Source organism: Methanolacinia petrolearia DSM 11571, from assembly GCF_000147875.1.
GTDB lineage: Archaea > Halobacteriota > Methanomicrobia > Methanomicrobiales > Methanomicrobiaceae > Methanolacinia > Methanolacinia petrolearia.
On sequence record NC_014507.1, the window covers coordinates 2,159,956 to 2,175,548 of the forward strand.

Annotated in this window: 13 protein-coding genes; 9 read left to right on the top strand and 4 right to left on the bottom strand. The window is 49.9% G+C overall.

The genetic code is table 11. The annotated features are described in order from the left end of the window. Window positions 1-47 precede the first annotated feature (47 nt). From MPET_RS10830 to MPET_RS10860, 7 genes are all read left to right on the top strand, one after another. Entirely contained in the window at window positions 48-1,856 is a 1,809-nt protein-coding gene (locus MPET_RS10830) for an ABC transporter permease (protein WP_013330072.1), read from the top strand. Window positions 1,857-1,858: 2 nt separating this feature from the next. After that, window positions 1,859-2,935, top strand: coding sequence for an ABC transporter permease (locus MPET_RS10835; RefSeq protein ID WP_013330073.1), 1,077 nt, complete (start codon window positions 1,859-1,861; stop codon window positions 2,933-2,935). 56 nt (window positions 2,936-2,991) lie between these two features. Beyond that, complete coding sequence (locus MPET_RS10840) at window positions 2,992-3,531, top strand: hypothetical protein (protein ID WP_013330074.1); 540 nt, start codon at window positions 2,992-2,994, stop codon at window positions 3,529-3,531. 97 nt (window positions 3,532-3,628) lie between these two features. Beyond that, window positions 3,629-4,948 (top strand): PEGA domain-containing protein, encoded by a 1,320-nt coding sequence (locus MPET_RS10845; RefSeq protein ID WP_013330075.1) that lies wholly within the window; start codon window positions 3,629-3,631, stop codon window positions 4,946-4,948. 53 nt (window positions 4,949-5,001) lie between these two features. Next, window positions 5,002-6,315: a methyl-coenzyme M reductase glutamine C-methyltransferase gene (locus MPET_RS10850; protein WP_013330076.1), complete on the top strand. Its 1,314-nt coding sequence runs from the start codon at window positions 5,002-5,004 to the stop codon at window positions 6,313-6,315. Window positions 6,316-6,361: 46 nt separating this feature from the next. Then, the gene (locus tag MPET_RS10855; protein ID WP_013330077.1) at window positions 6,362-8,281 is read left to right on the top strand and encodes an Nramp family divalent metal transporter; all 1,920 of its coding nucleotides are present in this window, start codon (window positions 6,362-6,364) and stop codon (window positions 8,279-8,281) included. Continuing rightward, window positions 8,265-9,461, top strand: a complete 1,197-nt coding sequence (locus MPET_RS10860; protein WP_148222226.1) for an ABC transporter substrate-binding protein — start codon at window positions 8,265-8,267, stop codon at window positions 9,459-9,461. The genes MPET_RS10855 and MPET_RS10860 overlap by 17 nt, the downstream gene beginning before the upstream one ends. On the opposite strand, the gene MPET_RS10865 is transcribed toward MPET_RS10860, so the two are convergent. From MPET_RS10865 to MPET_RS10880, 4 genes are all read right to left on the bottom strand, one after another. Then, window positions 9,462-10,292 carry a metal ABC transporter permease gene (locus MPET_RS10865; RefSeq protein WP_013330079.1) on the bottom strand — a complete coding sequence of 277 codons (831 nt, stop codon included), beginning with the start codon at window positions 10,290-10,292 and terminating at the stop codon, window positions 9,462-9,464. Next, complete coding sequence (locus tag MPET_RS10870) at window positions 10,289-11,008, bottom strand: metal ABC transporter ATP-binding protein (RefSeq protein ID WP_048130827.1); 720 nt, start codon at window positions 11,006-11,008, stop codon at window positions 10,289-10,291. Before MPET_RS10870 ends, MPET_RS10865 begins: the two co-directional genes overlap by 4 nt. A gap of 38 nt (window positions 11,009-11,046) precedes the next feature. After that, the gene (locus MPET_RS10875) at window positions 11,047-11,934 is read right to left on the bottom strand and encodes a metal ABC transporter solute-binding protein, Zn/Mn family (protein ID WP_013330081.1); all 888 of its coding nucleotides are present in this window, start codon (window positions 11,932-11,934) and stop codon (window positions 11,047-11,049) included. Between the two features lie 136 nt (window positions 11,935-12,070). Next, window positions 12,071-13,108, bottom strand: coding sequence for a DUF3089 domain-containing protein (locus MPET_RS10880; protein WP_048130828.1), 1,038 nt, complete (start codon window positions 13,106-13,108; stop codon window positions 12,071-12,073). Window positions 13,109-13,251: 143 nt separating this feature from the next. On the opposite strand from MPET_RS10880, the gene MPET_RS14570 reads away from it, so the two are divergent. Both MPET_RS14570 and MPET_RS14575 read left to right on the top strand, forming a co-directional pair. Further along, window positions 13,252-14,265 carry a hypothetical protein gene (locus MPET_RS14570; RefSeq protein WP_013330083.1) on the top strand — a complete coding sequence of 338 codons (1,014 nt, stop codon included), beginning with the start codon at window positions 13,252-13,254 and terminating at the stop codon, window positions 14,263-14,265. A gap of 282 nt (window positions 14,266-14,547) precedes the next feature. Further along, on the top strand, window positions 14,548-15,552 hold the full coding sequence (locus MPET_RS14575; protein ID WP_013330084.1) for an immunoglobulin domain-containing protein: 1,005 nt from the start codon (window positions 14,548-14,550) through the stop codon (window positions 15,550-15,552). Window positions 15,553-15,593: the final 41 nt, after the last annotated feature.

Here is a 15,593-nt window from a genome sequence, read left to right on the forward strand (position 1 = left end):
AATAAAGCTTATTATATCACTAATTATTACGAAGAGGGAGGTGTTTTTTGGGCGTTGCACAATGGTTCAATGAGGTAGCCACTATTGCAAAATGGGAACTGAAGCGCTTTTCAGGAACCATGAGCAGGGACATCCTTCCCGTCGCAATAATACTCTTTGTACTTCTTATCGGTGCAACGGGCCTGACCCAGCAGAGCGGACTTCACCTCCAGGACGAGATCTATACGGCAGGATCGGATTCCGATACCGCATCGGGAATTCTTTTAAGCGATTCAAGATTTACGGTTTATTCAATCCCACAAGGAAGTCGGCCTTCGGGATTCGACCTGGTCGTGTCGGGCGGCAATGTCTATGCAGCCGATACCGACAAAGGAATGGCTGCCCTGAAGGCATTCGATAAGGACTACTCGAACTACAAAATTGCACTTTACAACAGGGAAAGAGACCTCTTCGCGGCATACCCTCTCTGGATCGAGGAGCAGACCGTAGAGAGCGAGCTCGACTTCACTGCCACGCAGATTGGCACAATGGGTTATTACCGTCTCAACCCGAACGAGATTCCGACTCCCGATAACCCGGGAGGATATGTCTCCCCGCCGTCGGGTGATATCGACATCTCGATAGAAGAGCTCAGAAACGAACTCATCGCAGGGGAGGGGCAGGACGACCAGCTCAGCAGGTACTCGGATGTAATCAGCGGTGAAGGGATCGAACTGGAATACAAGATCCCCTCGCAGATGTCCCCGTCACTCCCGTTCGATTCGATAATACTGGTCTTCGTCTTCATATTCCCGCTCTATTTCACGTCGCAGTTCTACATGATGAGCATAATGAACGAAAGGATCGAAAGAAGCGGAGAGGCGCTTCTCTCCACCCCGCTATCCGGGTGGCAGATAATTACAGGAAAGGGCCTTCCGTATTTCCTCATGATGCTGGGAATCACCGCGGTCCTTACGGCATTCACAGGCGGGGAATTCCTGATACTTCTCCCTATATTTCCGGTAATACTCTTCTTCCTCGCATTCGCCCTTTTAATTGGGATGCTGGCGAGGAGTTTCAAGGAGCTCTCGTTCATATCTATCTTCTTCTCGACCGTAGCGACATCCTACATATTCTTCCCGAGCATCTTTGCCAACATCCATATCATCGGCAAGGTCTCCCCCCTGACCCTTGTGATCATGACCCTTGAAGGAGAGAGTTATACAGGCCTCGATTATGTCTATTCGACCGCCCTCTTCTTCCTTACAAGTGCAGTCATATTCTACATCTCGGCAAAGAACTTCAGCGAGGAGAGGCTCTTCAGCTACAACAAACTGATGGCACGCATAAGGGAGTTCATCAGCACCATAATCTCACGGAGATGGACTAATACATCCCTGCTGCTGATCGCTGCACTCACGATCCCATTCGTGTTCATGGCGCAGCTGATGTGCCTCGTCCTCTTCTTCAACCTCCCGATGCCGACATCCCTCATTCTGATGCTCGTCTCTGCGGCATTCATCGAGGAGTTCGCAAAATCGATAGGCATCTACACTATAGCGTACGACAGGCCGGAATGGCTCACATGGAAGAACATCGCGGTCGCCTCACTTGCCGTTGCGGCAGGATTCCTTGCAGGAGAAAAGCTGCTCCTGTTCGCAACGCTGGCGGAGATCTCCGAATCGGTCTTCGGGGAGATCATGTTCACAAGCCTTCAGGTTCTCTGGATGCCGCTGACACTTCACTTTGCCGGAATCTTCACAACGGCGGTGATCCTGAAATTCGGAGGGAGAAGGGCATACATCCCCGCTCTTATGACGGCGACTTTAGTACATACGGCATATAATACGTACTTCATATTCTTCGGGGGTATCTGAAGATGAATTCCGGAAATCTCAAAATAATTGCAAAGAAGGAAATGTCGGGACTTGTCAGCGAGAAGACAATCATACTTGCGATCATCCTCCAGGTATTCATTGCGATGTTCTCGTCATTCCTGCTTGTAGGGCTTGCATCCATGTACAACCCCGACGCAATAAGCAGCTATGCACACTTCAGGTACCCCATAGGATATGTCGGAAACGATACGCCCCTTCTCGAACACCTGAAGAACGACAGGGATTTCGTAGTCTACGAAGTGTCTCTGTCCGACGGAGTTGCCCTGCTCAAGGAGAGAAAACTGGCGGCGGTCGTCTGGGCCCCCGATACGTCGGAATATGCAGACATTCCAATAAAAGTGACCACCTATACGATAGAAAACGACATCCAGTCAAGTATTGTAAACGCCAGACTGAAGAATACATTCCTCGAGTACGAGGACCGCCTGCGTGATATAAGGAGCTATCGTATCGAGAATACACCGGTACCCCTGAACCTGCCGGAAGCGGATGCATCCGCGGACTTTTACGAGTTCGTATACGGTTTGCTGATCCCACTCCTGGTACTGATGCCCGCAATAATCTCAGGCGCCATGATCATCGATCTCATCACCGAAGAGTACCAGAAGGATACTCTGGAGACGCTGATGTCGGCTCCGATCACGTTCCCCGAGGTGATCTGGGGGAAGATCCTGTGCTGTTTCCTCATAGTGCCCGTACAGGTGACAGGATGGTTGATCCTCCTGATTGCAAACGGGATACAGGTGGAAGGAGTGATACCGATTATCCTCCACGTATCCGTCGCCTCGCTGATAATAATCATGCTCGGGGCTCTCACGGCTCTAAGATACCGTGAAAGGACGAATGCACAGTTCGTATTTTCAACCGCTCTTGTCGTTGTGATAATTGCTGCACTCGCTTTCCCGATGAATCCCGGAAATCTCATAGTCCTCCTTTCGGTAGGATCGATAGGGCCTGAGCACTGGATTATACTGGCACTAATGATCCTCGTTGCCATACTGCTTGGATTCCTGATGACGAAATATGCAGAGCGGATCCGCGACATGGCGATAAAATGAAACAAGGTAAATAGACGGATACAATACTGTATAGTATAATCAAAGGACTGATTAAGATGGGTTTTGGGAGAACTATTCTTATAATTGCAGTTATAGCTGTTGCTCTTATCGCATTGTCCGGAACAGTGTCTGCGGCGGCCTCTGCGTCTTCGGATGAACTGACGATCAACGTCTCCAGTGATGTCATTACAATAGGCGACATCGTTTCGATAAAAGGAACAGTAGCCGGCAGCGATTCAAAGACCATTTACATCTACCTGACAGGAGTAGATCTTCCTTCAAAGGGAACCGCACTTGTCGGAGATATCAGGAACGGAAGGCTTCCGTATGAACAGAAATACCTCTCCGGGCCGAGCTGGGACTACTCCTGGGATACCGGACTGATTATCGGAGGCCTCGAACAGGGAACCTACACGATATATGTATCTACTGACGACAGCGGCGTGGATAAGCTGAAAGAAGGAACATATGTCTCAAAGGAGGTCGAGATCATCGACCCTTCGGTTGCTACCGAATCATCCCCGGGAGAGATACTGCTGGTAATTGGGTCTCTTGCGGGAGTATTCATGCTGGCGAAATTTTACAGGAGAAAGTAAAGAACCTGAAGAGCTTCACAGGGCTTTCAGGTTGAGATTCCCTTTTTTCAAAGCACAATTAATAAAAGCTTGCGGGTTATAATACCCTCTGATTATTATGTCGAAAAAATTGGTGATTGGAGCAATCGCGATTCTTGCGATTCTGCTTATAGCTGCATCTCCTGTTTCCGCGGAACAGATTGTGGGAAACCAGATCGGATGGCTGACCTTCCACACGAACGTGGACGGGGCCACGATCTATATCAACGGAAATGCAGTAGGGACAACGGTCAACCAGCAGTATACATACACGGTCTACCTTGACGGTAGCCCGTCGAGCATGCCGAGTACTGCGTATGCAGCCAAAAGCGGTTACAGCAACAGCAATGCGATAGGGCTCAGTATCCCCTCAGCAGGAGAGACAAATGATTACTACCTGACCCTGAACCCGAACACGCCCACAACGGGTTCAATCTACGTCCAGTCCTCGCCCACAAATGCGATGGTCTACATAGACGGGACATACTACGGCAGAACACCTCAGAGCATTACAGGTCTTTCCACCGGATCCCACTCTGTTCTGGTCCAGAAGAGCGGGTACGAAGACTGGTCGACGACAACATCGGTAAGCGGCGGGGGAACGACTACAGTCTATGCAACTCTTACAACAGTGGAGAAATACGGATCGATCACTGTAACATCCACACCTTCAGGCGCCTCCGTTTATCTTGACGGAAATTACCAGGGAACGACACCTATGACAATCTCCGGTGTTGTAAAGGGCGGTCATATGGTTGAACTGGAGAAATCCGGCTATTACGAATGGAGCGGGCAGGTAACTGTATATGCAGGCCAGACCACAATGGTAAGCCAGATCATGAACCAGATACCCAACCCCTCGACAGGAACGATCTCGGTCTCATCGACACCCGGCGGGGCATATATCTACCTTGACGGTGCCTACGAAGGCGTGACCCCGTATTCCGGCAGCTACATAATCCAGAACGTAGAGTCAGGCAGCCACACGATTACGGCCAGGCTCAGCGGGTACCAGACCTCAACAGTTCAGACCACCGTCCAAGGGGGGGGAGTTGCAACCGTTACGATGCCCCTTACGCCTGTATCGACAACAACAACCGGCACGCTGGATATAACATCCAACCCGACCGGGGCGAACGTTTACATCAACAATGAATACAGGGGAATCGCTCCTCTCTCCCTGACTCTTGATACCGGCGAATACAGCGTGAAGTTCTCGCTCACCGGGTACACCGACTCCACGGTGACTGCCACGGTCAATGCCGGTGCAACCTCGACTGTCCAGGGATCGCTTGTGCCGGTATCTTCGCCGACCCAGACTGGAGTTGGCATATTCTCGATAATTGCAGCCGGAATAATCGGCGCTGCAGCTTTTTCACTTATTGCAAGAAGGCAGTGACCCGGATCAAATCCGGCACACTTTTTTTATCTTCAAACCAGAGATTTTACCAGATGAAATTCACCGTTGTCTCCCCGGAGATCTACACCTACGGGGCCATGCTTATCGGCGGCGTCCTGAGGGACGAGGGATACAATGTCAGCCTGAGCACGAAGCTGAGCGTAAAGCCAAAAGAGACACTGATGCTCAGCCTTTTTTCCACCCAGCATCTCCTCTCGGACGAGATCAAAAAGCTGGTAAAGGATCACAGGTCAAAGGGTGGAAAGGTGTACGTCGGAGGCCCGGTTTCCGCGTACTTCGAGATGGTTCTGGGGGAACTGGAACCGGACTGCGTATGTGTAGGAGAGGGGGAGGAGACGGTAAAAAAACTTGCAGGAGACGGTGTTTCCAACGACTTCCCGGGTCTTGCATTCTATGACGATGGCAGTGAGATCGTATTTACCGGAAAGGCCGAAAGAGTCGATGTAAATAAGAGACCCCTCCCGCTGATACCTCCCGACATCGGGTCGCAGGATATCAGGGGTGCATCGGCATATATAGAGACACACAGGGGCTGTACCGGAGGATGTACGTTCTGTCAGGTCCCCCGTTACTTTGGCAGGGACATCCAGAGCAGGAGCGTAGAGGATATCCTCAAAGAGGTCAGGGAGTTCAAAAAGAGAGGAGCGAAGAGGCTCTCGGTTTCCGGCGGAACGGGATCGCTGTTCCAGTATAAAAACGGAGAGATCAACGAGGAGAAGTTCATCGAACTGATGAAGGGAATGGCGGAGATTATGGGCCCTAAGAATATTTCGTCGCCGGATATACGGGTGGACTGCATATCCGACAATATCCTTGAAGCTATTCGTAACTACACGATAGGCTGGATCTTCTTCGGCCTCGAATCGGGAAGCGACAGGGTCCTGAAGAAGATGGGAAAAGGGGCGACTGCAAATCAGGCTGCTGAGGCAGTAGCCGCATGCCACGAGCATGGGCTGAAGGCGGCAGGCAGTTTCATCGTCGGTTATCCCGGTGAAACGGAGGAGGACTACGAGATGACGAAGGACTTTATCACTATGAACCAGTTGGATGATGTCTTCATCTCGATAGCAGAACCGATCCCAAAGACTCCTCTTGCAGACCTTGTTCTACGGACTCCCGACGAAGAGAACCCTGTCTTTGTCCCTCACACCGACGAGTACAAGGCCTTAAAGATCACCGAGGCCGAGGCGAGATCGTTCGACCTGATGATGCATGCCGATCTCTTCAGGACGAACATGAGGCCTGTTACAAACGACATCTTCGATATCTATCTTAAAAATGTCAGGAAGGACGGAGACGATATCAGGCGGGCAACCGCAGTTTTAAGGAAGTATTACGGAGAATAGATCAAAATTCTTATCAAAGCCACAGTATCATACATAATAACCAGATATGATTCAGGGTATCATCGGTAAGCTAAAATCAAGATATTCTGATTATTTACTTTTTCTCGGACCTGGTCTTCTTCTTGCGATTGCTGCCGCAGGAGAGAGCGGCCTTACTGAGGTTATCGCATCGGGCGCCCATTACGGATTCGAATTGATCTGGGTCGTGATAATCACCCTTATATTCAAATTCGCATTTACTACCGGAATCGCACGATATACCCTCGCGACAGGCGAGACAATATTCGACGGCCTCCGGAAGATACCGGGGCCGAAGAACTGGACCGCATATTTCGTCCTCGTAATCTACCTTCTCGAGATGTTCGCATTTGCCGGTATGCTCCTCATGGGCGGGATCTTTCTCGATTATCTCATTCCGGGCCTGAACCCCCCGTGGTTTCTTGCAATAATCTCTCTTGCAGTGATCATGTTCCTGCTGTGGAAGGACTCTTATGAAAGGATCGAAAAGATAGTCGTAATAATCGCAGTCCTACTCTTTGCCGGCATAATTGTCGTCCTCTCGCAGTTCTATCTTCACGGGCCGGCGATCCTCGACGGGTGCATCCCGACGATCCCTCCGGGATCGGCGGTTACGATCATGGCACTGATGGGATCGATCGGATCGGGCCTTAACATACTTCTGTATTCAGTGTGGCTCCACGAGAAGACGGGCGGCGAATGCGGGGAGAACTTCTTCCGGCGATATATCAAAAGCGTCAACCTCGATCTCGTCCTAGCCTTCACGCTTGTCGGCTTTATAACCCTGATCTTTATCGGGCTCGGTGTAAGCGGATTCGTGGTATCATATCTCGGCCATGGTGAGGAGGTGACTACCGAGGCGATAATTTCACAGGTACTCTACATAGTGGGTACGATCCCCTACGGGATTACCGCGTTTCTGGTCTTCGGGTATATCATAATGTTCGGCGCCGCGATATCGGGGATGGATGGTCGGGCGAGGGCCGTTTCCACGATGATCAAGGGTGCTTTGAGACTGAATACGGATGAAAAGATCCTCTACAGGGGATGCCTGGTATTATTTGCGGCAATTATCATAATCTCGTTCTACTACTTTACTGACCCGATGCTTCTCCTCAGGCATTCCGCTGCAATCGCGTCGATAATATTTGCCGCATTCGGTTTTGTGATAATCTACCTGGACAGAAAACTGCCGAAGTACTCGAGGGGCAGCAGACTCTGGCTGACCGTGATGGGAGTCGGCTGTTTCGTGTTCCTGTATATCGCACTGACACTCGAGAATGCTATCCTCGAATTCGGTCTTCCTCTTGTTGAAAGAATTCTCTTCATTGCATTTGTCTTCTATATACTCTCAAAGACAGAACTTTTCACGAAATTAACCGAAGGCAGGGCGGATCTGCTCGACAAAATATGGACTATTGCGATCTTCGGCGCGATCTCGATCTACGGAACCTATCGCGGCATCGAATACGGGGGCCTTATCGTCAACTTCAGGGATCTCGGGCCGATGATCGCCGGCCTTCTCGGCGGCCCGGTAGTAGGAGTATTCGCAGGGATTGTCGGTGCAGTCTACCGGTATTCACTCGGCGGGTGGACGGCGGTGCCATGTATGGCGGGAACAATATTTGCAGGATTGTTCGCAGGTATATACTGCCATATTTACAGGGGACAGATAACATATTACAGGGCCGCACTGCTTGCAATAATTGTAGAATGTGTTCATATTCTGCTGTTTGTTCCGCTATTCGTCACGGACATCACTCTCGAACAATATCTTATGGTCATCGACACGTCACTAATGCCGATGATCACCGCGAATATTGCTGGCCTCCTGATATTTGTATATCTCTTGAAACTCTCAGGCAGCCGCCTGAATGACTACTGGCCGCTGAAGAAGAATTTGATCGGAAAAGAGAAACAGAAGGAGTGCGATGAAGATGAAAACTGAATTCAGTCCGAAAATGCTCCTGAGATCGGCATTGATCGTTTTCATTGTAACTGCCGCGATCCTCTCGTCGGGGTGCACGATCCTCAAGACAGGGGAGGTCCCGGAGGACGAGATCGTTATTGGCGTCCTTCTCCCGTTCTCCGGGAACATGGAGGAGTACGGGGTCGGCTTTAGGGATGGGATCGATATGGCCATCGCCGATATCAACGACGAAGGGGGAATACGCGGCATTCCTGTCCGTGCGGAATACCAGGATACCTTCGGAACGCCCAACATCGCGACATTCGGTTTCAAGAGGTTTGCAGATATGGGAATCAGCGTCATAATAGGGGATGCTTCGAGTACGAATACGCTGAAAATAGCCCCTCTTGCGGAAGAGGCAGGAATAGTGCTGGTATCCCCGGGAGCTACATCTCCGGATCTTTCGCAGTACAAAAACTACGTATTCCGGACGATATCCTCGGACACCTACCAGGGAAGGGGTATTGCAAAGGTCCTGATGTCGCTTTACCCTGAAGCGGAGAATGTATCCGTCGTATTCATGGACAACGATTACGGTACGGCTCTCGCAGAGGCTTTCATGGAAGCTTTCAGAGAGAAGGGCGGCAATCTAACCCAGGAGATAGAATTTTCGGAAGACATGGGAAATTACTCGGATGTCGCCCTTGCACTGAAGGAGGGCAACCCCGACGCAGTGGTTCTTATCAGCTACCAGGAAGAGGCCGCGATGATAATGAACGCGGCGAGGCTCCAGGGAATGGACGATACGATATGGATCGGATCAGAAGCCCTGATCGATGACAAACTGATAAAAAGCACAGGGGACTATTCCGAAGGAATGATCGCGACGATGCAGGCAAACCATATCATCTCCGAATCATTTGCCGGGCGCTATATGGAGGAATACAACAAATCCTACGTTGACTGGCCAGTTCCCTACGGCTACGACACGATGATGATAATATCGCAGGTGATAGAAGCGAAGGGTTATGAACCCGATGACATCAGCGAAGGATTAAAGGAGATCAGGTACTTAGGCGTCTGCGGTGCGAAATCCTTCGATGAAAACGGGGATATTTACCCGTCCTACGATGTCCTCCAGGTGCAGGACGGGGAATGGTTCCAGATACGGTGGAACGAGATCCTCTACGGATCGGAGAACAACAAAAAAAGCCACTGATCAGGTCCCGAAGACTTTTCTTTTTTCTTTAATCCTCTTCGAGATCACCAGTATCAGATAGACAAGTGAAACAAGGATAATTATCGTCGCCCCTGAAGGTATGTCGAAAAAGTACGAGGCGAATATCCCCCCGGTTGTAAAGATCATACCCAGGATAGCTGAGATTACCATCATGTGGCCCAGCTTTCCTGTAAACTCCCTGCTGATTGCAACGGGAAGTGCAAGAAGGGCGATTACAAGGATTACGCCCACGACCTGTATCAGGACCACGACTGTAAGAGCCGTTAAGACGAGCAGGAAGATCATGACCGCCTTCGAGTTGATATTCATCAGGGAGGCGTATTCCTCGTCGAAAGTTACCGCGACAAGCTGGTTATAGAAGAGGAACACCGAGAGCAGGATGACCGCGACAAGGCAGGCCATCATGACGATCTCGCTGAACGGAACGAGAAGGATGTTTCCGAAGAGGTAGCTCATCAGGTCGGGTGCAAATCCCGGCGTGAGATACACGAAAAGTATACCGAGAGCCATTCCACCGGACCATATTGCGCCTATCATCGTATCGGTGTTCTGGTGGGCGGTATTCCTTACATGGCCGATTGCGGCGGCAGAGGCAACGGCAAATCCTGCCGCACCGGCGATCGGGTCTATGCCGAGATAGTAGCCCAGACCTATTCCGCCGAATGCCGAATGAGAGATTCCTCCTGCAAGGGAGACCATTCTCTTGACGACTACGAACGAGCCGATCACCCCGCATACTATGCTTGCAATGACTCCGGCCAGAAGGGCGTTCCTGAAAAATTCATAGCCGAGAATTGTGATGAGGCTCATTTGTCATGTCCCCTGAATACCCTGTGCGGGACGCCGTGGGCGATCACGTCGATCGGGCACCCGTATGCCGAAAGGAGCATATCGTCGGTGATCTCATTGTCATGATGTGTGTAGATCTTTTTGTTCAGGCATGCGACCTTGTCGACCTCAGGGGTAAGCGAACCGATATCGTGCGTCACCATTACGATCGCCATCCGATCCCTGAGCGAGAGCAGGAGCTCGAAGAACTTCTCCGCGGTCGGGGAGTCTATATAAACTGTCGGCTCATCGAGGAGGAGTACCTTCGGTTCGCCCGCGAGCGCACGGGCGATCATCACCCTCTGCTGTTCCCCGCCGGAGAGCTCGTCGATACTGTTCCCGGAATAACGGGAGATATCCATAATCTCCATCGCCTTCTCGGTCGCATCCCGGTCTTCCTGCCTGTAGCTCTTCCTGACACCCCTGATATGGCCGAGTCTCCCGGTAAGGACCATCTCTCCCACGGTTATCGGATAGGAAAAATCGTATGTCCTGAACTGGGGGACGTAACCGAGGACCGAACGGTTGTCCTTCAGGTCTCCGCCGTTGATCCTGACGGTGCCCGAATCGGGGGTTATGAGCCCGAGGATTACCTTCAGAAGAGTTGTCTTCCCCCCGCCGTTCGGCCCGATTATCGCGTGGAACTCACCGGGATATATGTCGATTGACACGTCATCGATAATGACGTGGCCGTTCATCTTCAGCGAGATGTTCTTTACTTCTACAATCGGCTCTTTTATGAGTCATCTCCTCCTGAAAATGCCTTGGAAACCGTCCTCATGTTCCCGAGATAATCTTCGGCGAGCGGGTCGACAATGGCAACTTTCCCGTCGATCTCTGCTGCTATAGCATCGGCATCTGTGGAGCTGAACTCAGGGGATACGAATATCGTGCTCACGTTGTTTTCTATTGCCTCGTCGACAAGCTCTTTTATTCCGGCGGGAGTCGGCTCTTTTCCTTCTTCGGAGATCGCGATCTGCTCAAGGCCGTAATCGCGGGCAAAGTATGTCCATGCCGGATGGGAGACCATGACGACCTTAACGCCTGAAGCATTGATCTCGTCCGATATTTCGCTGTCGAGATCTTCGAGTTCGCCGATATATGCTGCCGTATTTTCGGCATAATAATCTGTTCCGGACGGATCGAATTCCGAAAGGCCGTCGCGGATGTTTTCAGCCATCTTAACTGCATTCCTGGGAGAGAGCCAGATATGCGGATCTGCACCGCCTTCGGTGTCGCTGTACACCAAGTCTACGCCTTCAGACGAATTGATTATTGTGATTCCGGGGTTCAGTTCCCTTATTTTGTCGAGCCATGTTAGTTCAAACTCGATTCCCGAACCGACGATAACATAGATATCCGAATCCGAGACCTCGGCGAGATCGGAGGGTGTCGGTTCGTACGAGTGCGGATCGGCACCGGGCGGGACGAGGACGAATACATCAACGTTGTCCCCGCCGACACTTTCGACGAACTGCTCCTGCGGAAGGATGGTAACCGTCACTTTTACTTTCTCCCCGCCGGCTGATGCGGAGCTGTCCTCTCCCCCGGTGCACCCGCATGAGAGTGCAAATGAAATGAGAATTATCGCTGTTAAAATCAGACCTTTTACAGAGCAATGCACATAATCGCTTCCGGTTTTATTTTACAGAATAAGATGAGAGCTGATTGATATAAGTGTTGCTGGTGATTTTTTCGGATTTCTGCCATCCGCGGAAAATGATTCAAAATATGATGAAAAACCGATTCCTGATGGATATTCAGGCGCGGTTTTTCTCCATGTATGCACTGACCCGATCCGCGACATTTTTTCTCAGGTTCTCGTAGAATATTGCGTAATCATACATGTGATATACTCCTTTAGGAAAGGTGACGCTCGTTGCAGGGAGCTCTTCGGGGTTCGATATATCGGTTATCACTAGTGCGTTTCCGACTTTTTGTGCGGCGGCGAAGTTTGGGTACCTTGCCGGGTTTGCGGGATCTTTGTGCCTGAAGAATGCCGCTCCGATGTTCATCCCGGCAGGGGCAAACTCTTCGTCGCATCTCCAGTTGAGGGGATTTACTACGAATGCTCCGGGGATGATCGTCGGGCCCTCTTTTTCCTTGTCTTTCTCGTCGGATATCGTATTGTAGAGGATGAAGCACCCGGTATCTGTCGCGTCTTCGCTAATCCTCATCAGCGGGTTTATGTCGAGATCCTCCTGTGTAATCGAATAACCGATGGTATATGCGGCAACGAGCCGCTTTAATGATTCTTCATCACCGAACAGGAGTTCACCGGCCTTTGCAAGTTCGACGGTCCTGACGGACCCCTGGCTGTGGGCGGCGATGATTATGGGCCTCTCACCTCGGTTGAAGTTCTTCATGAAGTACTCGAACGCGGCTATAATGTCCTGCTGTCCGAGGCTGAATATCGGCTTTACAGCGGTGAGCATCAGGGGATTGATCTTCACGTTGTTCTGCCTGTAGAATGGAGCAAATATGTTCGCCTGCCCGTCGAATATACTGGCCTGCTCGACAAGCGTCCATTCGGCTTTCTCCCTGAGCAACGGATCTGCGAGGTCCATTAAGTATGTCGAATCGTCGGAGAGGATCGTCGGGTAGACCCAGAAGACATCGACAGGCTGCTTTTCTTTGGTGAAGTGTTCCGGCATGGTAAGCCAGCAGTTGGGATTTGAGTAATCCGGGGCTTCGGGTACATCTCTTTCCGGGTCGAAGGGAGGAAGCTTCTGCGGTATGCCGAGCTCCTGCCCCCTGAGATTTTCAAGACCGGTTTCGTCGCCTGATATGATATTCATCACTCCGTAACTTTTACAATCGCGTTTTGGGCCCGACATTTAAAATAAGTTTGTTTTTGAGGTTGTTTTGAATATGTCGAATCCTCTCACAGTACTCTTAAAATAACGGATGATCTATAAAAAAATCAAAATGAGGTGCTAGAATGAATTCCAAAATTATTTCTCTGCTGATAATCTCGGCAGCGATATTTTGTGTGATCTGCCCGGTACAGGCGGATGCGGGGCAGTCGGAACAGATTACGATTACGGCGTCGGGAGACAGATCGTACTATAGCGATGAAATGATCACATTCTCCGGAACAAATACAGGATCTGATTATGTATATCTGTTTATCACCGGACCGAATCTTAATGAGAACGGCAGCAGACCTGATGAACCCGGTACAGCGGCTGGAACAGGAAACGTGAATACCTTTAGCAGGGCTGCGGTTGCTGATAACGACACATGGAAATATAAACTTTTCAATGCCACAGACTTTGAGCCGGGAACCTACACGGTATTTGCAGTAACAGAACCGAATAACATGAAAGATTTGTCAAAAGGCACATATGATTCCGTATCGATCGCAATTAAGAAGCCGTTTATTACTGTACAGGTTTCCGAACCAGTTGTACAAAGAGGCGAAGAACTGGTGATTACCGGCAGTGCCAGTTGGATGCCGCATTCGGTTGCCATATGGGTCCTGGGATTCAATTACTGGAACGGTGCTGAAAACGGTTCGATGGTTACGGTGATACCCGAAGATGACGGTTCTTACAGCTACGTACTCGACGGAAACGAGACCGCGAAGATGGAAGACGGGAAATACTATGTAATTGCCCAGCACCCGATGTACAACGATGAGTTTAACGTCATTATAGAGGACGACTCTTCCGGAGACGGTGTGCTTGTCACGGGAATCAGGACAGATTCCCCGGAAGAAAACGGATCGGGTTTCTATATCGGCGGTAATTATGCACTGAGAGGTGCTGATGCCGCGGAGGCACTTATCGAAGAGATAGATTCGGCCGACATTGACGATACATATGACAAATGCGAGTTTGAAATTAAAGGCCAGGTTGAAAATGGTCAGTCAGGGAACAATCAGCCCGATAAAAATACAGACAATTCAATACTTGCAGCAATCGGAAATCTTTTTGTAGGGATATCAGGATAAAACTGATCCCTGCCAGATTCATTTATGACGAATCTTTACCATTCATGGGGCAGAATCCCCCTGTTTTTTCTTTTGGATCTTCCGTTTTACATGAAAATCACGTTGTGATTTACATTAAACAGTCCATGAAACCTTTGTTTCATAAACGTTTTTGGTCATGAGTAATCGTGTGAAGATCTGACAAAGAATAAGGATTGCAGGTATTTCCGGTTAAATCGAATCCTCTCACAGTACTCTTAAAATAACGGATGATCTATAAAAAAATGAAAATGAGGTGCTAGAATGAATTCCAAAATTATTTCTCTGCTGATAATCTCGGCAGCGATATTTTGTGTGATATGCCCTGCACAGGCGGAAGCGGATGCGGGACAGTCGGAACAGATTACAATCACGGCATTGGGAGACGGTTCGTATTATAACGGAGAAGTGATCACGTTCTCAGGAACAGATACCGAATCTGATTACGTATACCTGTTTATCACAGGACCGAATCTTAACGCAGATGGCGCCAAACTTGATGATCCCGGTACGGCAGCTATAAGCGGAAACGAGGGTACTTTTGCCAGGGCGGTGGTAGATTCAGACGACACCTGGGAATATGAGCTTGTCGGTTCCAGGAATTTTGATGCAGGAAGCTACACCATATATGCCGTTACAGAACCAAAGAACAAAGAGGACCTGTCGTCGGGTGAATATGACACCGTATCGATCATAATAAAGAAGCCGTTTATTACGGTACAGTTATCCGAACCGGTTATCAAAAGAGGCGAAGAATTAACGATTACAGGTTCTGCGGAAGGAAACCCGCATTTCGTCGCCGTCTGGGTTTTAGGTTATGATTACTGGAACGGTGCAGAAACTGGTTCGATGGTTACGGTCGTGCCCGAAGACGACTCATCATATGAATATGTACTTAGCGGAGATGAGACTGCAAAGATGGAAGACGGCGAGTATTATGTTGTCGTTCAGCATTCGATGTACAACGACGAGTTCAACGTCGTTACAGAGCCGGCCTCCTCGGGAGACGGAGTAATAGTTACCGGAATCGCGACGGTAGACCAGAAAAGCACAGGCGATAGTTTCTATATCAGTGGTAAATATGCACTGAGAGGTGCAGATGCTGCAGAGGCGCTTATCGATGAGATAAACTCGGCCGACATAGACGACACATATACCATGTGCACGTTTAAGGTGGAAGGACAGTCCGGCAGTTACCAGTCGGACAGTAACACAGACAATTCAATCTTTGCAGCGATCGGAAATTTCTTTGACGGGATATTCGGATAAAACTGATCCATAATTGATCCCCAAAGGGCGGGAGGTTCGGG